At 65.0% G+C, this 26,314-nt stretch carries 21 protein-coding genes; 10 read left to right on the top strand and 11 right to left on the bottom strand.

Going from position 1 to position 26,314, the window contains the following annotated elements; genetic code table 11:
* Window positions 1–147: 147 nt before the first annotated feature.
* Both AWB77_RS26690 and AWB77_RS26685 read right to left on the bottom strand, forming a co-directional pair.
* A complete protein-coding gene (locus AWB77_RS26690; RefSeq protein WP_061137475.1) occupies window positions 148–1,710 on the bottom strand; it encodes an NAD(P)H-hydrate dehydratase in 1,563 nt (520 codons plus the stop codon).
* Window positions 1,711–1,785: 75 nt separating this feature from the next.
* Entirely contained in the window at window positions 1,786–3,078 is a 1,293-nt protein-coding gene (locus AWB77_RS26685) for an FAD-dependent oxidoreductase (RefSeq protein WP_061137474.1), read from the bottom strand.
* A gap of 461 nt (window positions 3,079–3,539) precedes the next feature.
* On the opposite strand from AWB77_RS26685, the gene purL reads away from it, so the two are divergent.
* A complete protein-coding gene (gene purL, locus AWB77_RS26680) occupies window positions 3,540–7,577 on the top strand; it encodes a phosphoribosylformylglycinamidine synthase (protein ID WP_061137473.1) in 4,038 nt (1,345 codons plus the stop codon).
* A 224-nt stretch (window positions 7,578–7,801) separates the two neighbouring features.
* On the top strand, window positions 7,802–10,276 hold the full coding sequence (locus tag AWB77_RS26675; RefSeq protein ID WP_244158662.1) for a family 20 glycosylhydrolase: 2,475 nt from the start codon (window positions 7,802–7,804) through the stop codon (window positions 10,274–10,276).
* A gap of 86 nt (window positions 10,277–10,362) precedes the next feature.
* Here AWB77_RS26675 and AWB77_RS26670 read toward each other — a convergent pair whose 3' ends face one another.
* The 7 genes from AWB77_RS26670 to AWB77_RS26640 all read right to left on the bottom strand — a co-directional run bounded on the left by AWB77_RS26670 (window position 10,363) and on the right by AWB77_RS26640 (window position 16,040).
* Window positions 10,363–11,100, bottom strand: a complete 738-nt coding sequence (locus tag AWB77_RS26670) for a DUF5131 family protein (protein WP_061137471.1) — start codon at window positions 11,098–11,100, stop codon at window positions 10,363–10,365.
* 52 nt (window positions 11,101–11,152) lie between these two features.
* Window positions 11,153–11,980, bottom strand: coding sequence for a three-Cys-motif partner protein TcmP (gene tcmP, locus AWB77_RS26665; protein ID WP_244158661.1), 828 nt, complete (start codon window positions 11,978–11,980; stop codon window positions 11,153–11,155).
* Between the two features lie 185 nt (window positions 11,981–12,165).
* Window positions 12,166–12,948 (bottom strand): peptidylprolyl isomerase, encoded by a 783-nt coding sequence (locus AWB77_RS26660; protein WP_061137470.1) that lies wholly within the window; start codon window positions 12,946–12,948, stop codon window positions 12,166–12,168.
* A gap of 82 nt (window positions 12,949–13,030) precedes the next feature.
* Entirely contained in the window at window positions 13,031–13,345 is a 315-nt protein-coding gene (locus AWB77_RS26655) for a BolA family protein (protein ID WP_061137469.1), read from the bottom strand.
* Complete coding sequence (locus tag AWB77_RS26650; RefSeq protein WP_061137468.1) at window positions 13,342–13,878, bottom strand: septation protein A; 537 nt, start codon at window positions 13,876–13,878, stop codon at window positions 13,342–13,344. The genes AWB77_RS26655 and AWB77_RS26650 overlap by 4 nt, the downstream gene beginning before the upstream one ends.
* A 103-nt stretch (window positions 13,879–13,981) precedes the next feature.
* Window positions 13,982–14,398, bottom strand: coding sequence for a peptide-methionine (R)-S-oxide reductase MsrB (gene msrB / locus AWB77_RS26645; protein ID WP_061137467.1), 417 nt, complete (start codon window positions 14,396–14,398; stop codon window positions 13,982–13,984).
* Between the two features lie 49 nt (window positions 14,399–14,447).
* Entirely contained in the window at window positions 14,448–16,040 is a 1,593-nt protein-coding gene (locus AWB77_RS26640) for a protein adenylyltransferase SelO (RefSeq protein WP_061137466.1), read from the bottom strand.
* 102 nt (window positions 16,041–16,142) lie between these two features.
* Between AWB77_RS26640 and AWB77_RS26635 the strand changes: the two genes are divergently transcribed.
* The 8 genes from AWB77_RS26635 (at window position 16,143) to AWB77_RS26600 (ending at window position 24,451) form a co-directional block, all read left to right on the top strand.
* Window positions 16,143–17,801, top strand: a complete 1,659-nt coding sequence (locus AWB77_RS26635) for a 3-(methylthio)propionyl-CoA ligase (RefSeq protein ID WP_061137465.1) — start codon at window positions 16,143–16,145, stop codon at window positions 17,799–17,801.
* A gap of 154 nt (window positions 17,802–17,955) precedes the next feature.
* Window positions 17,956–20,040 carry a 3-hydroxyacyl-CoA dehydrogenase NAD-binding domain-containing protein gene (locus AWB77_RS26630; protein WP_061137464.1) on the top strand — a complete coding sequence of 695 codons (2,085 nt, stop codon included), beginning with the start codon at window positions 17,956–17,958 and terminating at the stop codon, window positions 20,038–20,040.
* Window position 20,041: 1 nt separating this feature from the next.
* The gene (pncA, locus tag AWB77_RS26625; RefSeq protein WP_061137463.1) at window positions 20,042–20,683 is read left to right on the top strand and encodes a bifunctional nicotinamidase/pyrazinamidase; all 642 of its coding nucleotides are present in this window, start codon (window positions 20,042–20,044) and stop codon (window positions 20,681–20,683) included.
* Window positions 20,684–20,788: 105 nt separating this feature from the next.
* Complete coding sequence (locus tag AWB77_RS26620; RefSeq protein WP_061137462.1) at window positions 20,789–21,091, top strand: Dabb family protein; 303 nt, start codon at window positions 20,789–20,791, stop codon at window positions 21,089–21,091.
* Between the two features lie 5 nt (window positions 21,092–21,096).
* Window positions 21,097–21,555, top strand: coding sequence for a PaaI family thioesterase (locus tag AWB77_RS26615; protein ID WP_061137461.1), 459 nt, complete (start codon window positions 21,097–21,099; stop codon window positions 21,553–21,555).
* A gap of 27 nt (window positions 21,556–21,582) precedes the next feature.
* Entirely contained in the window at window positions 21,583–22,587 is a 1,005-nt protein-coding gene (locus tag AWB77_RS26610; RefSeq protein ID WP_061137460.1) for an NADP-dependent oxidoreductase, read from the top strand.
* Entirely contained in the window at window positions 22,587–23,447 is an 861-nt protein-coding gene (locus tag AWB77_RS26605) for an SDR family oxidoreductase (protein WP_061137459.1), read from the top strand. Before AWB77_RS26610 ends, AWB77_RS26605 begins: the two co-directional genes overlap by 1 nt.
* A 50-nt stretch (window positions 23,448–23,497) precedes the next feature.
* Window positions 23,498–24,451, top strand: a complete 954-nt coding sequence (locus AWB77_RS26600) for an alpha/beta hydrolase (protein WP_061137458.1) — start codon at window positions 23,498–23,500, stop codon at window positions 24,449–24,451.
* Between the two features lie 5 nt (window positions 24,452–24,456).
* On the opposite strand, the gene AWB77_RS26595 is transcribed toward AWB77_RS26600, so the two are convergent.
* Window positions 24,457–25,278, bottom strand: coding sequence for an NRDE family protein (locus tag AWB77_RS26595; protein WP_061137457.1), 822 nt, complete (start codon window positions 25,276–25,278; stop codon window positions 24,457–24,459).
* 12 nt (window positions 25,279–25,290) lie between these two features.
* Window positions 25,291–26,277 (bottom strand): CAF17-like 4Fe-4S cluster assembly/insertion protein YgfZ, encoded by a 987-nt coding sequence (gene ygfZ, locus AWB77_RS26590; RefSeq protein WP_061137456.1) that lies wholly within the window; start codon window positions 26,275–26,277, stop codon window positions 25,291–25,293.
* Window positions 26,278–26,314: the final 37 nt, after the last annotated feature.

The following is a 26,314-nucleotide window of genomic DNA, read 5'->3' as shown; positions in this document are numbered from 1 at the left end:
TCTTGCGTGTGCGCCCTGTCTGGTGAACGCGACTGAGACAAGGTGAGCGGCCGCGGTTGCCCGAATCAGAAAGGAGTATAGCGACGATGCATGAACGGATGCTTGCAACGCGTCACGGCGTCATTGCAAGCGGCCGTCCGAGCGCGATCAGCTTTGCGCGTGCTCCGCGTAGAAGCGGCGGTTGATGAGACCGCGCACGGCGGGCGCGAGTTCGCCCGCGGTCAGTCCGGCCGGGCCGGTGCCGGCGTCGGTGAGCGTCTGCGCGGCGAGGCCGTGCAGGAAGACGCCCGCGAGCGCGGCCTCGTAAGCGGGCAATTTCTGCGCGAGCAATGCTCCGATCAATCCGCCGAGCACGTCGCCGGTGCCGCCCGTCGCGAGTCCTGCGTTGCCGGTCGGATTGACGGCGACGCGGCCATCGGGCGAAGCGATCACGGTGCCCGATCCCTTCAGCACGGCGATCGCCCGATAGCGCGCTGACAACTGGCGCGCAGCGGCGATGCGATCGGCCTGCACCGTCTTTGCGTCGCTTTGCAGGAGCCGCGCCGCTTCGAGCGGATGCGGCGTCAGGATGCACGGATCGCCCTCTGCGCCGCGTGCGGCCACGGCGAAGGCGAGCGCGTCGTCTTTCGCGACGAGATTGAGCGCGTCGGCATCGAGCAGCTTGGGGACGTCGAGATTGAGCGCGTCGGTCAGCACCTTTTTGGCGTGCTCGCTCGTGCCCATGCCGCAACCGATCGACAGCGCGTCCATCTTGCCGAGCGCGAAGCCGTCGGCGTGATGGAGCATCAGTTCGGGATGCGGCGCATCGTAAGGCGGAAAGCCTTCGCCCAGGAACGCGACGTGAACCTTGCCCGCGCCGCCGTAGAGCGCCATGCGCGCGGCGAGGATCGGCGCGCCGCACATGCCCGTGTCGCCGCCGATCACCGCGAGCGAGCCGAAGGTGCCCTTGTTGGTCGCGTTCTCGCGCGGCGGCATGCACGCGGCGAAAAGCGCGGGGGCATTGAGCACGATCGACGGCGCGGCGCTCGGCTCGACATCGAGCGTCGATACGAAAAGCCGTCCCGTCAGATCGCGCCCGAACGAGGTGAAATGCCCTGGCTTCGCGCCGATGAACGTGATGGTGTCGCTCGCGCGCACGGCCTCGCCGCCGTTCACGGGCGCGCCGGTGTCGCTGTTCAGGCCGCTCGGGACGTCGAGCGCGAGTACGCGGCCCGATGCGCGCGAGCGGCGCGACAGGCGCGCGGCGATCTCCGCGAAAACGCCTTCGAGCGGCCGCGTGAGACCGATGCCGAACATGCCGTCGACGAGCCAGCCGAAATCGTCGAACGATGCGGGCGGCTTATCGTCGATCGCCACGCCCGCCGCGCGCGCCGCGTCGAGCGCCCAGCGCGCGTCATCGGGTTTCACGCCGACGGGCATGCACACGCGCACCGCAATGCCCGCACGATGCAGCCGCTCGGCCATCACGAGCGCGTCGCCGCCATTGTTGCCCGGGCCCGCCGCGATCCATACCGGCCGCGCGCGGGAATCGGGATCGTGCGCGAGCGCATCGGTAAGGCAAAGCGCCGCCGCCTCGCCCGCGCGCGCCATCAGCGTGTGCGGCGGCAGTGCGGCCGCGGCGCGCGCTTCGAGCAAGCGCAACTCGGCGAGCGTCAGCAGCGCGAGAGGATCGTCTTTGGGCGTGAAATAGGGCGAGCGGGCAGCGGTCATGGCGGCGGAAGGTGTCGAAAACGGGTCGTTCGAAGACCCGGCGTCCGCAGCATTCGTGCCCGTCGCGGCGCTCCGCTAGAAGCGTTCGGGGCTCAGCGCGGCGAGGGTGTCGGCGGGAATGTCGGGCGTCGTGCCGGAGACGAGGTCCGCGATCACTTTAGCAGAGCCGCACGCAAGGCCCCATCCGGCCGGGCCGTGCGCGGCGTTCACGAAAAGGCGCGGATGACGCGTCGCGCCGACGAGCGGCAGGCCGTCGGCGGTAATGAGCCGCAGCCCGTTCCACGCGCGCGCGGCGGACACGCGCGCCGCGCCGGGAATCCAGTCGTGCGTGCCCTGACCGAGCAGGTCGAGCGCGCGGCGCGAGAGCGTGGCGTCGAGCGGCTTGTCCGCCTTCGACGCGCTCTGGAACACGCCCGCGCCGCCGACGCGCAGCCGCTGGTTGATGCGCGTCATCGTGATGCGCTTGGTCGAATCGACAACCGTCAGATGGGGCGCGCGCTCTTCGTAAGCGACGGGCGCGGTCAGCGTATGCAGCCGCAGCGGAAAGAGCGACGACGCCGATCTGATGCCGCCTGTCAGTTGCGGCGTGCCCGTGCCCGCCGCGACGACGATCGCGTCCGCCGTGATGAGTTCGACATCGGCGCTGCGCTTCTTGCTCTCGTTCGGATCGGCGAGTTCGATCGCCGCGCGCTCGCCGTCGAGCCGCACCGATGCGACCGCACGATGCATGCGAAACTGCACGCCGCCGTCTTCGAGAATCTGCTTCAGTTGCTTCGTGAAATGCGGACAGTTTGCGGTGCGCTCGTCGGGCAGCAGCACGCCGCCCGCGAATTCCGGATGGTCGGGCACGGATGGCTCGACAGCGACACATTCCTCGGGGCTGAGAAGCCGGTACGGCACGCCGCACGCCTTCAGCAGATCGATGGCCGGCTGCGCGTCCTCGAGTTCGCGCGCTTGCCGGAATACGTGCAGGATGCCTCGCCGCTGCTCGAAATCGAGCTCCAGCCGGCTTTCGATGTCCGCGAGCACGCGCCGCGACACATCGACGAGCGGCTGCAAACGCGCGAACTGCGCGGCGAACGCGTCGGGATCGCGCAGCGTCGCGAGTTGCTTGAGAAAATCGCGCGAGGCCGAATCGAACCCGGTCTTGACCACCATGCCGCTTAGCTTCGAGCGGCTCGAACTCATGAAGGTCGGCCCGAACCAGACATCGAGCGGCGAGGGCAGGAGGGCGCCGCCCTGGCCGTAGGTGGCGCCTTGCGCGACGGTCGCGTGACGCTCGACCACGCAGACGCGATGACCTGCGGCATGAAGCTGATAAGCGGTGGCGATGCCGGCGATTCCTCCGCCGATGACGATGACATCCATGACTTTTTGTGCCCGAAGGCGCGAGATTGCGATGCGGCGTGATGTCCGGGCGCCAGCGCCCGGCTGCTGCCTTGACGGTGAAACGACGGTCCGGACGGCGTGATTCGGCGTGTGCCGGACCCGAAGAAAGCGCGCCATGATAGCGCCAAAATCGTTTGCGGGGGACGGCTTGCCGCAGTGCGATGAGGCCCGCGTCGCGCACGAGCGCGCACGGCCGGGCGGGTGCGCCGCGATTTCGGGATGGACAGGCGCGCGTCCTGTCTCGCGGGCTCGCCGTCCCCGCGCCGCCCGCACGGATCGGCCCGGCCGATTTCGAGACGCTTCCGGGTTATAATCGCGGTCTTCTTTTCGCCTCACGCCGTTTTGCGTGCTCCAATCCGAATTTGCGAATTTCCGGATTTGCAAAGAACCGGGCGAGCGTCGCGCGAGCGGCACACAGACGTCATCGACGCACCGTCACAATGGCCCACTTCTCGTGTTTCCCCGGCGCTTCGGCCCTCTCCGATTTCCGTCAGACCCGTCTCCTCGAAACGCTTGCCCGCATCGACGCGAACATCGTCGGCGTGCGCGGCCAGTTTCTGCACTTCGTCAACGCATCCGAGCCGCTCACCGATGATGACAGCGGCCGCATCGCCGCGCTGATGCACTACGGCGCGCCGTTCGAGGAATCGAAGGAGCGCGGCCATGTCGAGACGTTCATGGTCGTGCCGCGGTTCGGCACCGTGTCGCCGTGGGCGAGCAAGGCGACCGACATCGCGCATCACTGCGGGCTCGAGAAGGTGCGGCGCATCGAGCGCGGCGTCGAATATTCGGTCATCATGAAAAGCGGCTTTCTCGGCGGCAAGAAGGCGCTGTCGGACGAAGCGCGCGCGGCCGTCGCCGATGCGCTGCACGACCGCATGACGGAAAGCGTCGCGGCATCGCGCGATCAGGCGCTGCATCTCTTCGACGAGCTGCCCGCGAAACCCTTGCAGACCGTCGACATCATCGGCACGGGACGCGCGGCGCTCGAAGCCGCGAACAGCGAGCTCGGCCTCGCGCTCGCGGAAGACGAGATCGATTACCTCGTGAATGCGTTTCAGGCGCTGGAGCGCAATCCGACCGACGTCGAACTGATGATGTTCGCGCAGGCCAACAGCGAACATTGCCGTCACAAGATCTTCAACGGCGAATGGACTATCGACGGCGAGAAGCAGGACATGTCGCTGTTTCAGATGATTCGCAATACGGAAAAGCTGAATCACGCGGGGACGATCGTCGCGTATTCCGACAATTCCGCGATCATGCAGGGCGGCGTCGCGGAGCGCTGGTTTCCGCGCGGCCGTGACGAGCAGTATCAGCGTCATGTGGAAATGACCCACACGCTGATGAAGGTCGAAACGCACAATCACCCGACCGCCATTTCCCCGTTCGCGGGCGCGGCGACGGGCTCCGGCGGCGAAATCCGCGACGAAGGCGCGACGGGGCGCGGCGCGCGTCCGAAGGCCGGGCTCGCGGGCTTCACCGTGTCGAACCTCGATCTGCCCGATGCGCGCGAAAAGTGGGAAAACGATCGCGATTCGGCGGTTCCGCTGACGCAGCGCAATCCGGGCGATAAGCACGAGCCCTACGGCCGGCCGGACCGCATCGCGTCGCCGTTGCAGATCATGATCGACGGGCCGATCGGCGCGGCCGCTTTCAACAACGAATTCGGCCGACCGAACCTCGGCGGCTATTTCCGTACCTACGAGCAGAACGTCGCGGGCCGCGTGCGCGGCTATCACAAGCCGATCATGATCGCGGGCGGCATCGGCAATATTTCGGATCAGCACACGCACAAGCTCGACCTGCCGGCCGGCACGCTCTTGATCCAGATCGGCGGGCCGGGCATGCGTATCGGCATGGGCGGCGGCGCGGCATCGTCGATGGCGACGGGCGCGAACACCGCCCAGCTCGACTTCGACTCGGTCCAGCGCGGCAATCCGGAAATCCAGCGGCGCGCGCAGGAAGTCATCAATACGTGCTGGCAACTGGGCGAGGGCAATCCGATCCTGTCGATCCACGACGTCGGCGCGGGCGGCATTTCGAATGCGTTCCCGGAGCTCATCGATGGCGCGGGCAAGGGCGCGCGCTTCGAGTTGCGCAAGGTTCAGCTCGAGGAAAGCGGTCTGTCGCCGCGCGAAATCTGGTCGAACGAGGCGCAAGAGCGCTACGTGCTGGCCATCGCGCCCGCCGATCTGCCCGCGTTCCAGGCGATTTGCGAGCGCGAACGCTGCCCGGTGGCAGTCGTCGGCGTGGCGACGGAAGAGCGGCAACTGAAGCTGATCGACGACGCCAACGAAGGCCAGGAACCCGTCGACATGCCGATGGACGTGCTGCTCGGCAAGCCGCCCAAGATGCATCGCGATGTGAAGCGTGAGAATGCGCAATTCACGCCCGTCGACGTGACGGGTCTGTCGCTGTCGGAAGTCGCTGTCGACGTGCTCAAGCATCCGACCGTCGCGAGCAAGTCGTTCCTCATCACGATCGGCGACCGTTCGGTCGGCGGCACGACCGCGCGCGACCAGTTCGTCGGTCCGTGGCAGGTGCCCGTCGCCGATTGCGCCATCACGACGATGGACTACGCGGGCTTTCGCGGCGAAGCGATGACGATGGCCGAGCGCACGCCGCTCGCCGTCATCGACGCCCCTGCTTCCGGCCGCATGGCGGTGGGCGAGGCGGTGACGAACATCGCGTCGGCGCCGATCGAATCGCTGAACAAGCTCAAGCTCTCCGCGAACTGGATGGCCGCGTGCGGCAGCGCGGGCGAAGACGCCGCGCTCTACGACACAGTGAAAGCGATCGGCATGGAACTGTGCCCGGCGCTCGGCATCAGCATTCCGGTCGGCAAGGATTCGCTGTCGATGCGCACCAAATGGCAGGATGCACGCGGCGGCGCGCGCGAAGTCGTGTCGCCGGTATCGCTCATCATCTCGGCGTTCGCGCCTGTCGAGGACGTGCGCCGGCATCTGACGCCGCAACTCGCCGCCGATACGAACACCGTGCTCGTTGCGATCGATCTCGGACGCGGCCGCAGCCGCATGGGCGGCAGCATTCTCGCGCAAGTGACGCAGCAGGTCGGCGACGCGGTGCCCGATGTCGACGATCCCGAAGACCTCAAGCGCTTGTTCACCGCGATCCAGGCCTTGAATGCCGACGGCAAGCTGCTCGCCTATCACGACCGTTCCGACGGCGGCCTCTGGGCAACGGTTTGCGAAATGGCGTTCGCCGGTCACGTGGGCGTGTCGCTGAACGTCGACATGCTGACGCTCGACGCCGAACACGAATCCGATTACGGCGACGCGAAGGACTGGGCGAAGCAGACGAGCGGCCGCCGCGATGACCGCACGATCCGCGCACTCTTCTCGGAAGAGCTCGGCGCGGTGGTGCAGGTGCGTGCGTCGGATCGCGACGCGGTGCTCGCCGCGCTGCGCGAGCACGGTTTGTCGGCGTGCTCGCACGTGATCGGCAAGCCGAACGAGAGCGGCGCGATCGAGATTTATCGCGACGCGAAGAAGATTTTCGATGCGCCGCGCGTCGAGCTGCATCGCGCATGGAGCGAGGTGAGCTGGCGCATCGCGCGTCTGCGCGACAACCCGGCTTGCGCCGACGCCGAATACGACGCGCTGCTCGACGCAGCCGATCCCGGCATCGCGCCGGCGCTGACCTTCGATCCGGCCGAAGACGTCGCCGCGCCGTTCATCGCGACAGGCAAACGTCCGCGTGTAGCGATCCTGCGCGAGCAGGGCGTGAACTCGCATCTGGAAACGGCCTACGCGTTCGATCGCGCCGGCTTCGACGCGCACGACGTCCACATGAGCGATCTGCTCGAAGGCCGCGCGACGCTCGCCGATTTCGCGGGCGCGGTCGCGTGCGGCGGCTTCTCGTATGGCGACGTGCTGGGTGCGGGCGAGGGCTGGGCGAAGACGATCCGCTTCAACGCGAAGCTCGCCGACATGTTCGCCGCGTTCTTCGCGCGGCCCGACACGTTCGCGCTCGGCATCTGCAACGGCTGCCAGATGATGTCGAGCCTCGCGTCGATCATTCCGGGCGCGGAGAACTGGCCGAAGTTCACGCGCAACAAGTCCGAGCAGTTCGAGGCGCGCTTCTCGCTCGTCGAAGTGCAGAGCTCGCCGTCGATCTTCTTTGCCGGTATGGAAGGCTCGCGCATTCCCGTGGCCGTCGCGCACGGCGAAGGTTTTGCTGACTTCTCGCAGCAAGGCGATCCGGCGAATGCGCTCGTCGCGATGCGCTATGTCGATCATCGGGGCAATGCAACGGAGCAGTATCCGTTCAACCCTAACGGCTCGCCGCAGGGCATCACGTCGGTGACGACGCCCGATGGCCGCTTCACCGTGCTGATGCCGCACATGGAGCGCGTGCATCGCAACGTGCAGATGAGCTGGACGCCCGAAGACTGGACCACCGACGCAAGCCCGTGGCTGCGCGTGTTCCAGAACGCGCGCCGCTTCCTCGGCTGATCGCGCGGCGCTGAGGCGCTGATTCGCTGGACTGCTGGACCCGACACCCCGAAGCGAACCTTCGGGGTGTTCTGCTTTTCAGGCACGGCTCAACGCTGCCTTTCGGCAAATATCTCAAAATAATCCGCGTGTAAGTTGCGGGTATAGTGCATCGACGCGCGCCGTCACGAGGCGCGTCTGATAACGGAGGAGAAATGAGGCGGTTGCATTCAAAATACTTAGGCATGCGTAGTTTATTGGCGATGACGGTCGTCGCGGCATCGTGCTTCGTCGCGGCGTGCGGCGGCGGCTCGGACGCGAGCTCCGCCAATCTGTCACCGACAGCGCGCGCGGCGGCGCTCGGCAAGAATCTCATGGTGCGCGTCGAGATCGACACCAACGATGCCGCGAAGTCCGGCACGAATTGCGCCGATCTCGGCGCGGACTGGGCGAGCTGCGCGCGCGGTCAACTGATCCTGGAAAACACCGGCAGCCGCGTGATGGCCGCGGGCGGCTGGACGCTCTACGTCCACAGCATCCGGCGCATCCTGATGATCGAACATCCCGCGTTCGCGTGGAAGCACGTCACGGGCGACCTCTACGCGCTCACGCCGCGCGCGGGCGCGTTCACCCTCGGCGCGGGCGAGCGCATCGCGGTGCCGTTCATCGGCGAGTACTGGTATCAGCGCTACAGCGATCTCTTGCCGCGCGCGTATGTCGTCGCCGACGGCAACGCGACGCCCGAAATCCTCGAACACAACGACACCGACGACGAGACGCGCTACGTCGATCGCATCCCGCCGGGCGCGGACAACGCGGCGGCGTTCGCCGCGACGCCCGCGCAGGTGCAGCGCGCGCGGGCAGAAGCCGCGCTGCCTTCGGCACAGCAGACGGCGGCGCGCGCCTTGCCGGCGGTGCTGCGATCGGCGCCCGGTGACGGCGCGGCGCAGGTCGGCGGGATCGATCTGTCGGTGTCCGGTTTGACGTCGTCGCAAGTGGCGGCGCTTGCGTCGCGCGCGGCGGCGCTCGGCCTGACCGGCGCGGCCGTGCGCGTGAGCGGGCAGATCGCGGGCGGCGCGCTGCCGGGCGATATCGCGCGCTCCGGCGGCTACCGGCTGACGATCGCGCGAGGCGGCGTGAACATCGACGCCTTCGACGCCGCCGGACTCTTCTACGGCGTCGAGACGCTGCTGTCGCTCACGCCCGCGGGCGGCGGCAGCGTGCCGGCGATGACGATCGAGGACGCGCCGCGCTTTACGCATCGCGGAATGCACGTCGATGTCGCGCGCAACTTCAGGCAGCCCGCCACGCTGCGGCGTCTCATCGACCAGATGGGCGCGTACAAGCTCAACCGGCTGCATCTGCATCTGTCGGACGACGAAGGCTGGCGCATCGAGATTCCCGGCCTGCCGGAGCTGACCGAGATCGGCGCGAAGCGTTGCCACGACCTCACCGAAACGCGCTGCCTGCTGCCGCAGCTCGGCTCGGGTCCGGACAATCGCTCGGGCGGCGGCTATCTGAGCCGCGCGGACTACGTCGCGCTCGTGCGTTACGCGGCGGATCGCTTCGTCGAGATCATTCCTGAGATCGATATGCCCGGCCACGCGCGCGCGGCGGTCGTGTCGATGGAAGCGCGTTACCGGCGGCTCGCGTCGCAAGGCGACAAGACTGCCGCGAACGCGTACCGGCTGCTCGATCCGGCCGATACCTCGAACGTGACGACCATCCAGTTCTACGATCGCCGCAGCTTCGTCAATCCGTGCTCGGACGGCTCGCAACGTTTCGCGGCTAAAGTCATCGGCGAAATTGCGTCGATGCACCGCGACGCCGGCGCGCCGCTCTCCGTGTGGCACTTCGGCGGCGACGAAGCGAAGAACATCCTGCTCGGCGCGGGCTTTCAGTCGCTCGACGGCACCGACGCCGGCAAAGGCCACGTGAACCTCGCAGCGCAGGATAAGCCGTGGGGACGCTCGCCGCAGTGCGCTGCGCTGATCGCATCGGGCAAGGCGGCGTCCGTCGACGAGCTTCCATCGATGTTCGCGCGCGAGGTCAGCCAGATCGTGCGCGCGAACGGCATCGGCACGATGGCCGCGTGGCAGGACGGCATCAGGCACGCGAACGGCCCGCAGGATTTCGCGACGTCGAGCACGATGGTGACGATGTGGGACACGATCTTCTGGGGCGCATCCGATACCGTGCGGACGCTGGCGGGCAAGGGCTACAAGACGGTGCTCGCGCTGCCCGACTACCTGTACTTCGACTTTCCCTATGCGTTCGATCAGCACGAGCGCGGCTATTACTGGGGATCGCATGCGACCGACAGCTTCAAGACGTTCTCGCTCGCGCCGGACAATCTGCCGCAGAACGCCGAGATCATGGCCGATCGCGACGGCAACGCATTCGAAGTGACGAGCGCGGGACCGGCGGCGCATATCGAAGGCATTCAGGGGCAGGCCTGGGCCGAAGTAATGCGGACCGATCAGCAGTTCGAGTACATGGTGTATCCGCGTCTTTTCGCGCTCGCGGAACGCGCGTGGCATCGGGCGTCGTGGGAACGGCCGTACGTGGAAGGCGAGCGCTACAGGCTCGGCGACACCGACAAGGTCGACAAGGCCGCGCTCGCGCAGGACTGGGCGGGCTTCATGAGCGTGGTGCAGAACCGCGAATTGCCGAAGCTGATGCGCACGGGCGCGGTGGCGCGGACGAAGCTCGGCGGCTGACGCCGCGTGAAAACGACAAAGCCGCCCGGAGGCGGCTTTGTTTCCCTTTGGCGTCTTGGCGGGCGCGTTATGTGCCTCTCTGTGGGTCAAGTCGCCAGAACGACCGGAATGCCTTTGCGACGCGGCATTGCGTCGTAGGTACGACCGTTGAGAAGCCTGCCGGTCATATCCTTGCGTACGCCACCCCATTGTTTGAAGAAGAATGCGGTGTGATGAACGCGGCATTGGCGACGGATCGATTGCACCCACAATTCGTGCATGGGCCGGGCGCCGCGACCTGATTCGCCGCCAACAATGACCCAGTCAATTCCGCGCAAGGGTAAGTCGTCGAGCGGTCCTATCAGCGGTTCGCACGAGAGAAATTTGACTTGCGCGGCTGTAGCCGCAAGATGCGCGACACGGTGCATCACGCGCGCATCTTCCACACTCACACCCATCCATATGTTCGGAGCCCACGGCAGGTGTGCCGAGAGTTCGAGCAAACGCTCGGATCGCTTAGTCAACACTTGATATGTGTGTTGCGGCGTTGCCACCATTGTCTCAAACACGCGCTGAATAAACGCTAGCGGCACGGCCTCCTGAAAAAGATCGCTCATCGAGTTCACGAACACAGTGCGAGGCTTCTTCCATTTTCGAGGCAGGTCGATCAGATCCTCGTGCAACGTAGGCGCGAACTCATTCTCATAGCGCGCGCTGCCCATTGCCTTCAATCGCTTAGCCATTCGCTCCGCGTAACAGTGCTTGCAGCCTTGGCTGATCTTGACGCATCCGGTTACCGGATTCCAAGTCATCTCGGTCCATTCGATGCCGGTCTTCGTTGCCATCGCAGCGATCTTCTGTAGTTGGATTGGCTCGGAGTGTAGAAGCTTCGAAGACTCAGAACAAGGTCTTCTGCCTTTTATCCTCCCTCCCGACATCGTTCCATATCTTCTCGGCGAGAGTATGACGACTGAGCATGATAAGGCGGTACAACGGACCGCCTTTGCTGTTTTTGATCAACGGCATTATGTCGGCCGCGGTCATTCGGGTCGTTCGTTCGACGAGTTCCTTCCAGTAGTCAAGGAAAGCGTTCACGAAAGCGTTTTTCGGTAGATCCCTGAGCTTGATCGCTTGTTGCCACCCAGGGGCAATGCGATCGAGTCGCGCTCCCGATGTCGCCGCTTCCAGGTCGATATTCCTTTGGATATCCATCACACTAAAGTGGACCAGGATATCCATGAATCGATGGCTAGCGAGAGTCTGGATAATCTCGAAGTCGAGGTGTTCGGCGTTGAACGGATCGAGAAACGCTAGATGGAGTCCTCGAGGCAACGCGGGCGCAATCTCATGAATCATGCGGTTAGCTGGGCCAACAAACGACCGAACGGCGGCGCCTTGACTTACCAGGCGTCGCTGACACGAATCAACGGACGGCCCGTTCAAGTCTCCGATGTACATCGACGTGAACGGTCGGCTGCCGCCCATGCATGACGCCTTCCAAGCCGTCGGTGCTCCACCGTCACGAAATTCGCTCGATTCGCGCTCGACCACACGCCCGGGACCGCAAAAGACATCGATGTAGCAAGCGTGTTCCCACTTTCCGCGCGCGAGGCGAGACGCAACGATATAGTCGGACAGTCGTTCATGCTTTTGCTTTGACCAATCACCAACAATCATCGCGGCCATACCGTCCGCGGGGTCTATCCGAAATTTGCCATCATTCATGTCGCTCGCATCCTCGCTGTTGCCTGAACAAAGCGATTCTGAAGACATTGCAGAACCAACAGTAGTTGATTAGTCCGAATGCGCAATGAGCTATCCGAACGGCAGAGGTCACCAACAAAAAACGCCTCTGGCTTAAGCTCAGAGGCGTTCGTTTTGCGTCCACGATTCTGTGGCGGCGAGCCCGCTTACTTCACCACCGCCTTGTTCCGCAAACCTTCTTCGAAAGCCTGCAGCTTTTCCTGCTGAATCTGTTGCGCGATCTGCGCCTTCACCTGATCGAGCGGCGGCGGGGCGACTTCGCGCGAATCGTCCAGACGGATGACGTGCCAGCCGAACTGCGTCTTCACCGGCTCGGGCGTCACTTCGCCCTTCTTCAGCTTTTCCGCGGCCGCGCCGAATTCCGGCACATACGCCGAGGGCGACGACCAGTCCAGATCGCCGCCATTCTTGCCCGATCCAGGGTCCTTCGAATATTGCTTGGCGAGATCTTCGAAGCTCGCGCCGGCCTTGATCTTCGCGATCAGATCCTTCGCCTGCGCTTCGTCCTCGACGAGGATGTGATGCAGATGCAGTTCCTTGCCGCCGCCGTTCTGCTTCACGAGCTGCTCGTAGCGCGCCTTGATCTCGGCGTCGGTCGGCGTGTTCTTCTTCACGAAGTCTTCGATCAGCGCGCGCAGCACGACGGTCTGCTGCGCCACGGCGATCTGCGCCTTCACGTCGGGGCGCGTCGGGATGCCTTCACGCGCGGCTTCCTGCATCAGGATTTCGCGGTTGATGAGTTCCTCGCGCACCGCCTGCTGAAGCTGCGGCGAATCCTGCTGACCCTGCGCGACGAGTTGCTTCACGAGCGCATTGGCGCGCGACGTGGGAATCGGCGTGCCGTTGACGACAGCGATGTTTTGCGCAAACGCGGGCGCAGCCGCGAATGCAGCCAGCAACACCCAGACGCGGGTTTTTTTCAAAGTCATCGGAGGTTCCTAACTGAGCAAACAGACGCCTTCAAAGGCGAGATTTTAAGAGGCAAGGCTGATGGTTGAACCGCGCGCGTGCTTATTCGAATTGTTCTGCGAACTCCTGCGGCGTGTAAGCCCGGATCGCGAGCGCGTGCACGCCGCGCCGCATCTCCTCGGCCAGCGCATCATACACCAGTCGATGCCGCGCCACGCGTGCGCGCCCGGCAAAGCAGTCCGCGACGATCGTCACCGTGTAGTGACTGCCGGCGGCCGCGCCGGCATGGCCCGCGTGCGCGGCGCTGTCGTCGTCGATATGCACCGACTGCGGCTGCAAGGCCGCGTTCAGACGCGCTTCGAGATGCGCGATCTTGTCGGCGGCGGACGCGCTAGTGAAATCGAACGATGCGCTCATTGTCCGTCCTCCTTCATGTATTTCGCGAGCCAGAAGCTCTGCAGGACGATGAACACGACGAGACAGCCGGTCGCGCCGAAGAGCTTGAAGTTCACCCACTGATCCGTCGTGAAGTTATACGCGACGAAGAGATTCACGATGCCGAGCAGCGCGAAAAACACCGCCCACGCGACGTTCAACTGTCCCCACACGCGATGGGGCAACACGATCTGCTTGCCCATCATCGCTTCGATGAGGTTCTTTCTGAAGCCGATCTGCGCGACGATCAGCGCGAACGCGAAGAGCCAGTAGAGCGCCGTCGGCTTCCATTTGATGAAGGTGTCGTTGTGCAGCACGAGCGTCGCGCCGCCGAATACGACGACGACGCCGAGACTCACCCACAACATCGGATCGACCTTGCGATGCCGGAACGCGACCCACGCGATCTGCACGAGCGTCGCCGCGATCGCGACCGCCGTCGCGGTGTAGATGCCCCAGACCTTGAATGCGACGAAAAAGAGGATGATCGGAAACAGATCGAACAGAAATTTCATTGGCGTGCGGACGTGATGGGCATCGGATGGATGCGAGGCGCGCGAGAAAAAGCGCCCGCGAGAAGCAGCGGGCGCCGGTACGGCGATATGCGAAGGCTCGCGCTTACTTGGGTTCGAATTGTAGCGCAGCCGAGTTGATGCAATACCGCAGGCCGGTCGGCGCGGGGCCGTCCTCGAAAACGTGGCCGAGATGCGCGCCGCAGTTCTTGCACACCACTTCGATGCGCAGCATGCCGTGCGAGCGATCGGTTTTTTCCTGAATCACTTCGCCGTTGATCGGCTTGAAATAGCTCGGCCAGCCGCAGCCGGCGTCGAATTTCGTGTCCGATTCGAAGAGCGGCGTGCCGCAGCACACGCAGTCGTAGACGCCGCGCTCCGTGTGATCCCAGTACTTGCCGGTGAACGGGCGCTCGGTCGCGGCATGGCGCGTGACCTGATACTGCATATCGTCGAGTTCGCGGCGATAGTCAGCGTCGTCTTTCTGCAGCGGATAGCGCGTCGGGGTGTCGTCGTGGCTCATCTGTCGTTCCTTTGATCTGGCCGGGAAGGCCTTCTATATGAGGGCGATGCTACGAAGAACAACTTACTTCGAGATCGCTCGCCCAGTCGGGCGGCAAGCCGGCATAGGCCTCGTTCTCGGGCTGTTCGTCGTACGGATGGCGCAGCACGTCGAGCAGACGCGCCACTTCAGAAAAATCCTTCTCGCTCGCGCGGCGGATGGCGTTTTCCGCCAGATGGTTGCGCAGCACGTACTTCGGATTCACGCGATTCATTGCCGCGGCGCGCGCGGCGTCGTCGCGCGACTCGTGCGCGAGGCGCTCGCGATACTGCGCGGCCCACGCATCGAACGCGGCGCGATCGAGAAAGAGATCGCGCACGGGCGCGTCCTGGCTCGCGTCGGACTTCGAGAGCTTCGACAGGTTCCGGAACGTGAGCGTGAAGTCCGCGCGATTCGCATGCATGATTTCGAAGAGGCCGTTGGCGAGCTTGTCGTCGCCGTCGCGCTCGATTTCCAGCCCGAGCTTCGCGCGCATCTTCGCAACCAGCGCCGGCCCGAAGCGCTCCTTATAGCGCTCCATCACCTTTTGCGCTTCTTCGACCACGCGCTCGGCGCGGCCTTCTTCCGGCAGATTCGCGCCGAAGAGCGGCACGAGCGCCTGCGCGAGACAGAAGAGGTTCCAGTAACCGACTTGCGGCTGCCGGCCATAGGCATAGCGTCCCTGCGTATCCGAATGATTGCAGATGTGATGCGCGTTGAAGGCGTCCATGAAACCGAACGGGCCGTAGTCGATCGTGAGGCCGAGGATCGACATGTTGTCGGTGTTCATCACGCCGTGGCAGAAGCCGACGCCTTGCCATTGCGCCATGAGATCGGCGGTGGTTTGCACCGCTCGATCGAGCAGCGCGAGATAGGGATCGTCCGCATCGCGGCAATGCGGATAGAAACGGTCGATGACGTGATCCGCCAGCGCCTTCAACTCGTCGATGCGATCGTTCGAATAGAAATGTTCGAAGTGACCGAAACGCACGAAGCTCGGCGATACGCGCGTGACGATCGCCGCCGTTTCGACGGTCTCGCGCCGCACCGGCAGATCGGAGCCGATGACGGCAAGCGCGCGCGTCGTCGGGATGCCCAGATGATGCATCGCTTCCGAGCACAGGAATTCGCGGATCGACGAGCGCAGCACCGCGCGGCCATCGCCCATGCGCGAATAGGGCGTGCGGCCCGCGCCCTTCAGTTGCACTTCGAGCCGCGCGCCGTCGTGCTCGACTTCGCCGAGCGTCAGCGCGCGCCCGTCACCGAGCTGGCCCGCCCACACGCCGAACTGATGGCCCGAGTAGACGGCGGCATAGGGCAGGGCATCGGCGGGCCAGTCGCGCGTCGGGTTGCCCGCGAAAAAGGCCGCGAAGGCGTCCTTCTCGGGCCCGGTCGCGGCTTGCGCATCGAATCCGAGCGATTCGGCCACCTCGCCCGATATGCCGACGAGATACGGATCGGGCACCGGCGCGGCGGGCAGCCGCGTGAGAAAAGCGGTGCCGAGCGCGGCGAAAGAACCGGGTTCGCCAACTTTGATCGCGCCGGCGATTTCGCTCACGGAACGCGCCTCGCCGGGCGTCTCGTCGCGCGCCGCGCGCACGGCATTGCTTGGGGAAAACGACATGTTGAGCGCCTCTGAGTTAAACGATATTGTAATTCCGCGTCCGCGGGCCTGCAGGAGCGCGGCACCGCCATCCGGCCAGCAATTACCATTCGAGGACCGCCTATGACGTCGCTGCTCTACGGGCAGATGATGGAGATACCGCTGCTCGCGTCGTCCCTGCTGTCCCATGCCGCACGCCACTTCGGCGACACCGAGATCGTGTCGCGCCGCATCGAAGGCGACATTCACCGCTACACCTACCGCGATTGCGAGAAGCGCGCGAAGCAGTTCGCGCAGGCGCTCGGCGCGCTCGGCGTGCAACAGGGCGAGCGCATCGGCACGCTCGCATGGAACGGCTACCGGCATCTCGAATGCTATTACGGCATCTCGGGCATGGGCGCCGTGTGCCACACGATCAACCCGCGTCTCTTTCCCGATCAGATCGCGTTCATCATCGATCACGCGGACGATGCCTATGTCTGCTTCGACATGACCTTCGGGCCGCTCGTCGAACTGATCGCGCCGCAGTGCCCGAACGTGAAAGGCTGGATCGCGCTCGGCGATGCCGCGTGCATCGCCGGGAATCTGTCGAACATGAGCGTGCCGGTGATGAGCTACGAGAGCCTCATCGGCGAACACGACGGCAACTACGACTGGCCGATGCTCGATGAGCGTCAGGCTTCCTTTCTCTGCTACACGTCGGGCACGACAGGCAATCCGAAGGGCGCGCTGTACTCGCATCGATCGACGGTGCTGCACGCGTACGGCGCGGCGTTGCCCGATGCGATGGGCGCGTCGTCGAGCGATGCGATCCTGCCCGTCGTGCCGATGTTCCATGTCAACGCGTGGGGCATTCCGCACGCGGGGCCGCTCGTCGGCGCGAAGCTCGTCTTTCCCGGCAAGGATCTCGACGGCAAGTCGCTCTATGAATTGATGGAATCCGAAGGCGTCACGTATTCCGCCGGCGTGCCGACTGTCTGGATGAGCCTGCTCACGTACATGAAACAGCAGAACGTGCGTTTTTCGACCTTGAAGCGCACGGTGATCGGCGGCTCCGCGTGCCCGCCCGCGATGCTGCGCATCTTCGAGGAAGAGTACGGCGTGCAGGTGATCCACGCGTGGGGCATGACGGAGATGTCGCCGCTCGGCACTCTTTCGCGCCTGAGCTTCAGGCAGAAGCAGCGGCCGCTCGAAGATCAGCGCCGCTCGCTGGAGAAGCAAGGCCACGCGCTCTTCGGCGTCGACATGAAAGTGGTCGGCGACGACGGCCGCGAGCTGCCGTGGGACGGCACGTCGTTCGGCGATCTCTATGTGCGCGGGCCGTGGGTCATCGACCGGTATTTCCGCCGGGACGATTCGCCGCTCGTCGACGGCTGGTTCCCGACGGGCGATGTCGCGACCATCGATCAGGACGGCTTCATGCAGATCACCGATCGCAGCAAGGACGTCATCAAGTCCGGCGGCGAATGGATCAGCTCGATCGATCTGGAGAACATCGCGGTGTCGCATCCGCAGGTGGCGGAAGCGGCGTGCATCGCGTGCGCGCATCCGAAATGGACGGAGCGGCCGCTGATCGTCGCGGTGCTGAAGCCGAATGCGACCATCACGCGCGAAGAACTGCTCGCGCATTTCGAAGGCAAGGTCGCGAAGTGGTGGATACCGGACGACGTAGTGTTCGCCGACGAATTGCCCCACACCGCGACGGGCAAGCTGCAAAAGGTGCGTCTGCGCGAGCAGTATCGCGATTACGTGCTGCCGAACGCGGCGGAGCATCCCGTCTAACTTTTCGCGGCGTCGATGAAAGCCCCGGTCCGCATTCGCGCGCCGGGGCTTCGTGCTTTTACGGCATTCCGTCGTTTGAACGATCGTGCTTTTTTGTGTATTCTGCGTCGATCGACCACAATCAAGCCGATATCCGTCGACAGGAGACACGTTCATGGCAGTGGACTACACGATCCGCGGCGGCGTCGCCGTCATCACGCTCGATAATCCGCCGGTGAACGGGCTCGGGCATTCGACGCGCCTTGGCATCGTCGAGGGCATCGAGCGCGCGAACGGCGACGACGGCGTGCGCGCGATCGTCATCATCGGCGCGGGCAAGGCATTTTCGGGCGGCGCGGACATCACCGAATTCAACACGCCGAAAGCGTCGCAGGAACCGACGCTCATGACCGTCATCAAGGCGCTGGAAGCAAGCGCGAAGCCAGTGGTCGCGGCCATTCACGCGGTCGCGATGGGCGGCGGTCTCGAACTCGCGCTCGGCGCGCATTACCGCGTCGCCGTGCCCGGCGCGCAGATCGCCTTGCCCGAAGTCAAGCTCGGACTCTTGCCCGGCGCGGGCGGCACGCAGCGTCTGCCGCGCGTGGTCGGTCTGGAAACGGCGCTGAACATGATCGTGTCAGGTACGCCGGTGTTATCGGAGAAGCTCGCGCAGACCGCGCTTTTCGATGAACTCGTCGATGGCGATCTGCTGCAAGGCGCGTTGTCGTTCGCGCATCGTGCTGCCGATCGTGGCGGTCCGCATCCGCAAGTGCGCGACCGCGAGATCGAGCATCCGGACGCCGCGGGTGTCATCGAGCGCGCGAGAGAAAGCATCGCCGTGTCTGCCCGGCATTTTCCGGCGCCGCGCAAATGCATCGACGCGATCGAAAAGGGCGTAAAGGACGGCTTCGAGCGCGGCCTGGCGTTCGAGCGCGAATGCTTTCTCGCGCTCGTGCAGACGCCCGAAAGCCGCGCGCTGCGGCATGCGTTTTTCGGCGAGCGCGCGGCGTCGAAGATCGCCGATGTGCCGTCGAATACGCCTGTCAGGAAGATCGAGCGCATCGGGGTGATCGGTGCGGGCACGATGGGCGGCGGCATCGCGATGAACTTCCTCAATGCGGGTTTGCCGGTCACGCTGCTCGAAACGAAGCAGGACGCGCTCGATCGCGGTATCACGACGATCCGGCGCAACTACGAAGCGCAGGTTAAGAAGGGCAGGCTCACGCAGGAGAATGTCGAAGAGCGCATGGCGCGCATCGCGCCGACGCTTTCCTATGCCGATCTCGCGCAGGCCGATCTCGTCATCGAAGCCGTGTTCGAAGAACTCGGCGTGAAAGAGAACGTGTTCCGTCAACTCGATGAAATCGCCAAACCCGGCGCGATCCTCGCATCGAATACATCGACGTTGAATCTCGATACGATCGCGTCGTTCACCAAGCGCCCGGGCGATGTCATTGGCATGCACTTCTTCAGCCCCGCGAACGTGATGAAGCTGCTCGAAGTCGTGCGCGGCGAGAAGACCGCGAAGGACGTGCTCGCAACCGTCATGCAGCTCGCGAAGAAGATCAGGAAGACAGCCGTGGTGTCGGGCGTGTGCGACGGCTTCATCGGCAACCGGATGATCGAGCAGTACATCCGGCAGGCGCTTTTCATGCTGGAGGAAGGCGCGCTGCCCGCGCAGATCGATCGCGCGGTCGAGGACTTCGGCTTCGCGATGGGCCCGTTTCGCATGAGCGATCTCGCGGGCAACGATATCGGCTGGGCCATCAGAAAGCGGCGCTATCGCGAGCAGCCGGAGCTGCACTATTCGCGCATCGCGGATCGCCTGTGCGAGATGGGGCGCTTCGGTCAGAAGACCGGCGCGGGCTGGTACGACTATGAGCCGGGCAAGCGCGACGCGCTGCCGTCGAAGGAAGTCGATGACATGATCGTCGCGTATTCGAAGGAGCGCGGTATCGAACGGCGCGCGATAGGCGACGAAGAGATCGTCGAGCGGCTCGTTCTCGCGCTCGTCAACGAAGGCGCGAAGATTCTCGAAGAAGGCATCGCCGCCAAGGCATCGGACATCGACATGGTGTATCTGACGGGCTACAGCTTCCCGCTCTGGCGCGGCGGCCCGATGCTGTATGCGGATACCATCGGTCTCGACAACGTGGAACGCGCGATGCGCAAATACGCGCAGCAGGCCAATGGCGACGCGTGGCGGCCCGCCGCGCGCGTCACGGTGCTCGCGCAATCGAATGGACGCTTCAATGACTGAGATGAAATCCGTGGAAGACGTGTTGCTCGCCGTCGATGTCCAGTACGACTTCATGCCGGGCGGCGCGCTGGCCGTCGCGCGCGGCGACGAAGTCGTGCCGGTCATCAACCGGCTCGCGCGCGCGTTCTCGCATGTCGTGCTGACGCAGGACTGGCATCCGCGCTCGCATGTGTCGTTCGCGGCGAATCACGCGGGCCGCAAGCCGTTCGAGACGATGACGCTGCCTTACGGCGAACAGGTGTTGTGGCCGGTGCATTGCGTGCAGGACACGCAAGGCGCGGCGCTGCATCGCGATCTGCATGTGCCGCACGCGCGCCTCGTGATCCGCAAGGGGCATCACGAACATGTCGATAGTTACTCGGCGTTTCTGGAAGCGGATCGCGTGACGCCGACCGGTCTCGAAGGCTATCTGCGCAACGTCGGCGCGAAGCGCGTGTGGCTTGCGGGGCTCGCGACCGACTATTGCGTCGCGTGGTCCGCGCTCGATGCGCGCGCCGCCGGTTTCGAGGTGACCGTGATCGAAGACGCGTGCCGCGCGATCGATCTCGACGGCTCGCTCGCCCGCGCCTGGCAGAACATGCGCGACGCGGGCATCGAACGCGTGAACGCGGACGATATCGTGCGCGCGCGGGAGACAACTTGACGCGTGCCGGCGGCGCGCATCGAAATCATGTGAGCATTCGCGCGTTCTTCTGACACGGCGTATTTTTGCTACGCTTTCGGATTCGATCGCAATGAAGGAGCCGCCGTGCTACGTCACATCGTCATGTGGAAACTGAAGGACAACGCCGAGGGCGCAAGCCGCGCGGAGAACGCGCAGAAGCTTAAGGCGAAACTCGAAACGTGCCGCAGCATCGTGAAGGGGCAAGGGCATTTCGAAGTCGGCACCGCGCAGCCGGGTTTCGATTGCACGTACGACGTCGTGCTCGTTTCCGACTTCGACGACAAGGCCGCGCTCGAAGCGTATCAGGTGCATCCGAAGCATCAGGCGCTGAAGGACTTCGTCGCGGCGATCCGCGAAGAACGCCAGTGCGTCGACTACGAAGTGTGAGCGCGATGTCGAACGTTTCCATCGAAAGCCCGTTCATCGATGCGCTCGGCGTCGAGCTCGTCAAGGCGCAGGACGGCGCAAGCGAAGTACGCCTGCCGTTGCGCGACGAACACATGAACACCTGGGCCATCGCGCACGGCGGCGTGACCATGACGCTGCTCGACGCATCGCTCGCGCTCGCCGCGCGCAGTGTCGCGGGCGACGGCATCGGCGTCGTCACCGTCGAGATGAAGGTCAACTTCATGCAGCCGGGGCGCGGCGAGTTGCGCGGCTATGGCCGCGTGCTGCATCGCTCGACGACGATGGCCTATTGCGAAGGCGAGGTCCGCGACAGCGAAGGCCACTTCGTCGCGAAGGCGCTCGGCACGTTCAAGTACATGAAGCGGCTTGCGGTCGGGCGCGACATCGTTCGGCAGAAGATGCGTTCCGATCCGAAGGCGACGCCTGGTCCGAGCGACGCCTGAAGTGCATTCGAACGAAGGAGAAACTACATGGCAGACGCACAGATCAACCGGCAGGTCCTGCTCGTGTCGCGCCCGCAAGGCGAGGCGTCGGTGTCGAACTTCAGGCTCGTCGAAACGCCGCTCGCGCCGCTCGAGGACGGCGAAGTGCGCGTGCGCAATCACTATCTTTCGCTCGATCCGTACATGCGCGGCCGCATGGACGACGCGAAGTCGTACGCCGCGCCGCAACCGCTCGACCAGGTGATGATCGGCGGCACCGTGGGCGTCGTCACCGAATCGCGCAATCCGGCGTTCGCCGTGGGCGACAGCGTGGTCGGCGTGCTCGGCTGGCAGGAATTCGGCACGTCCGATGGCAAAGGACTCACCAAGGTCGATGCATTGCGCGTGCCGCTGTCCGCGTATCTCGGCGCGCTCGGCATGCCGGGCGTCACGGCGTGGTACGGGCTCTACCGCATCATCGAGCCGAAGGCGGGCGAGACGGTCGTCGTGTCGGCGGCGAGCGGCGCGGTGGGCAGCGTCGTCGGGCAACTGGCGAAGGCGGCGGGATGCCGCGCGGTGGGCATCGCGGGCGGCGCGGAGAAATGCCGTTACGTGGTCGAGACGCTCGGCTTCGATGCGTGCGTCGATTACAAGGCCGGCAAGCTGTACGACGATCTGAAGGCCGCAACGCCCGATGGCATCGACGGCTATTTCGAGAATGTCGGCGGCGAAGTGCTCAATGCCGTGCTCGCGCGCATGAACGCGTTCGGGCGCATCGCGGTGTGCGGCATGATCTCGGGCTACGACGGCAAACCTCTGCCGATGGACGCGCCGCGCCTCATCCTGACGCAGCGGCTCAAGCTGCAAGGGTTCATCGTCTATGAACATCTGGATATCTGGCCGCAGGCGCTGAAGGAACTCGGCGAGCGCCTCGTGACGAAAAAGCTGCATGTCCGCGAGAGCATCGCGCAAGGGCTAGAGAATGCGCCCGAAGCCTTTCTCGGTCTCTTGCGCGGGAAGAACTTCGGCAAGCAACTGGTGAAGCTCGTGTGATGGATCGCTTCGAAGGCAAGGTCGCCGTCATCACCGGCGCGGGCAGCGGCTTCGGCCGCGAATTCGCCATCCAGGGCGCGGCGCTCGGCATGAAACTCGTGCTCGCCGATCTCGACACCGCCGGCCTCGTCGCCACCGTCGATGCGGTGCGTGCGGCGGGCGGCGAGGCGATCGGCGTGACGACGGATGTATCGGAGGCCGCGCAGATGGACGCGCTCGCAAAGGCGTCGCTCGACACTTACGGCGGCGTGCATCTGCTCTTCAACAACGCGGGCGTCGGTGCGGGCGGCTTCGTGTGGGAGAACAGCGCGAACGACTGGCAGTGGGTCTTCGGCGTGAACGTGATGGGCGTCGCGAACGGGCTGCGCGCGTTCGTGCCGGTCATGCTCGCGCAAAACGAGCCGGCGCATATCGTCAACACGGCGTCCGTGGCGGGCTTGCTCGCCGCGCCCGCGATGGGCGTCTACAGCGCGTCGAAGCATGCGGTCGTCGCGCTGACGGAGACGCTGTATCACGACTTGCGGCTCGCGGGCGCGTCGCTCGTCGGCGTGTCGCTGCTGTGTCCGGCGTTCGTGCCGACGGGCATCGCCGACGCGGAACGCTCGCGGCCTGAGACGCTCGCGAATGCCGCGCCGCACACCGCGTCGCAAAAACTGGCAGCTCGGCAACTGACGCGCGCGGTGGAGGGCGGCAGGCTGAGCGCGCGCGACATCGCCAGACTGACCTTCGATGCGGTGCGCGAAGGGCGCTTCTACGTCATCACGCATCCGGCGATCATGCCGTCGGTGCAACTGCGCCTCGACGATATCGCGCAACTGCGCAATCCGACCGATCCGATGTCGCTGAAACGGCCGCGTTAGTGGCGCGTGGTTCGTGGCATCATCCTCTTCCTTCGACGCTCTTTTCGCCGATGCCGCTCAATCCGAAGATCGCGCAGATTCTGGAGATGGTCGCGCGCGCCAATCGACCGCCATATCACACGTTGACGCCGCAGCAGGCGCGCGCCGCCTACGCGATGAGCGCGCCGATTCTCGATATCGCGCCGTTGCCGATGCACGCCGTCGAAGACTTGCGCATTCCCACGCGCGATGGCGAAGCGATCGGCGTGCGCGTCTATCATCCGGTCGAGCCCAGCTGGGCACAACCTTCTCCGGCGCTGCTTTATTTTCATGGCGGCGGCTTCACGGTCGGCAGCGTATCGACGCACGATGCGCTGTGCCGCAAGCTCGCGCACGACGCGGGATGCGCGGTCGTATCGGTCGATTACCGGCTTGCGCCTGAGCACAAGTTTCCGGTCGCGGTGAACGATGCCTTCGACGCGCTGCAATGGCTCGCGCGCGAGGCGGGCACGTTCGGCATCGATGCGGCGCGGCTCGCGATCGGCGGCGATAGCGCGGGCGGCACGCTCGCCATCGTCTGCGCGGTGCTTGCGCGCGATGCGGACATCGATCTGAAGCTGCAACTGCTGATTTATCCGGGCACGAGCGCATGGCAGAAGAGCGCATCCCATGCGCGTCTCGCGGAGGGCTACCTGCTATCCGGCGAGACGATCCAATGGTTTTTCGCCCAATACTTGCGTGATGACCGGGATCGCGACGACTGGCGCTTCGCCCCGTTGGATGCGGCGCGCGGCGTGCCCGACTTCAAGGGCGTCGCGCCGGCGTGGATTGCGGCGGCGGACCACGATCCGCTTTACGACGAAGACGTTGCGTTCGCCGCGAAGCTTGAAGAAGCGGGCGTGCCGGTTACGCTCATGCGGTATCAAGGCATGATTCACGAGTTCTTCAAGATGAGCGGCTTCGTGCCGGAAGTCGCGGCGGCGCATGAGGACGCGGTGAGGGCGTTGCGGGAGGCGTTCGAGTAAAGCCCTCAGCCTTCGATCTCAAACCCGAACCCCCGCTCGAACGCACCGGGCCTGACGATGCGATGCGAACCGTCGTCGTCGCTACGCTCCTTGATCTCCAGCGATAACCCGCGCGCCGACGGTTTCACGCGCAAAGCCGTCGTGCTGCGCGTGCCGTATCCCGCCGTTTCGATGAACGCCGCCGACAACACGCGCTCGCGCTCGATCGAAATGCCCGTCGACGGCAAATGCTCGTCGTTCGCGATGCGCGGGTCGCGCAAGGTATCGATCAGCACATCGAGCGACGGACGTTCATCGGCGTGAATCAGATCGCATAAAGCCTCGCGCTGCGCGACGAGCTTCGGCCACGGCGTATTCAGCAGGCTGTTCGACAAGCCGTGCACGCCCGCATCGAGCAGGGCGGGCGCGGCATCGGCACGATTGCCGTACCAGCCTAGCTCGCGCCGCGTGAAATCGCCGCACAGCAAGTTGAACCCGTTATACCGATGACCTTCTTGCGCCACGCCCCGCAGATAGTCGAGCGGCGCCGCGCGCTCGCCTGCGAGAAACGCGCTCACGAGCGTGCCGCGTGTCGGCGCGTTCGGCTGCATCTCGCTCGGCGCGCGATAGTTGGTCAGCGCCGCAAAGCGCCCGTCGCGCGACACGCCGAGCCACGTCCCGCCACCCGTCAGATCGCGGCCGGCGAGCACGCCCGGCGCATCGCGCCACCAGTGCATCGGTTCGGCGTCGCGGCGAAAGAATTCGTCGCGATTGGCGGAGAGCGTCAGCAGCGCGCGGCCATTCTCGCGCGACGCCGCAGGCTGCCAGTCGAACACGATCAGACACATGTGCGTTCGACCTCAGGCGTCGGCGGGAAAGGCGTAGGGCAGCGGCAGGAAGGCGAGCGTGGGGCCATCGGCCGCGCCGACGTGCACCGAACCATTTTCGAGCGCGGCGAGCTTGATCTCGACAAGGCAGTCGACGCCGCCGTTCTCAGCAGGCGCCACATTGACGACGAGACCGCACGGCTGGCCGGGATCGTCGGAATGAAAAAGCTCGGCGCCGGGCGTCGCGGCGCCGACATGCGCGAGCGCCGTGCGCCGCTTGATCGTGCCGCGATACTGACTGCGCGCGACGATCTCCTGACCCGGATAGCAACCTTTCTTGAAGTTCACCGCGCCCAGCACGTCGAAGTTCACCATCTGCGGCACGAACTGCTCGACCGTTGCGTGCGTGATGCGCGGCTCGCCCGCGTGGATGTCGAGCCAGTCCCACATCTGCTCGGGCACACGCTTCAACTGGGCATCGAGTTTTGCGAGTTGCGCTTCGATATCGGCCTTCGGACCGACCCACAGAAAACGCGGACGTTGCGCCGCATCCGGCATGCGGATCAGCGAGCCGTGCAAGCCTTCGACCTTCACGTGTACGCCGTCGGGCAATGCATCGAAAATGCCGGAAAGCGCGGCGCGCACGTCGCCCGCGAAACCGACGGCGGCCACCTCCGGCGTCGCGTCGGTGAGCTTCGCCTTCGCGCGCAGCACGAACATCGAAAGGCGCTTTTGCACGGCGGCCTGCACGTCCTGGGCGATCAAGAGGCGCACCGCGTCGGCCGTGCGCCACATCAGAAACGAACCGAGGAGCCGGCCCTTCGCCGAGCAGTAGCCGGCAAGACGGGCGGTGGAGGCGTCGAGATGCTGGACGTCGTTCGTGATCTGGTTGTGCAGGAACGAGGCGGCGTCCTCGCCCTTGACGTCGATCACGCCGAACTGGGTGAGCGGCATGAACGCGCCGGAAGTCTTGACGGAATCGAAGTCGGAAGCGGCGAGAGCGATGGTCTGGGAATTCATGAGTCGGCGGGCTGTCAATCCTGTCGTTTGGGCGAAG

The sequence above is a fragment of the Caballeronia fortuita genome (assembly GCF_001544835.2).
Taxonomy (GTDB): Bacteria; Pseudomonadota; Gammaproteobacteria; order Burkholderiales; family Burkholderiaceae; genus Caballeronia; species Caballeronia fortuita.
This window is presented reverse-complemented; position numbering and strand designations above follow the sequence as displayed.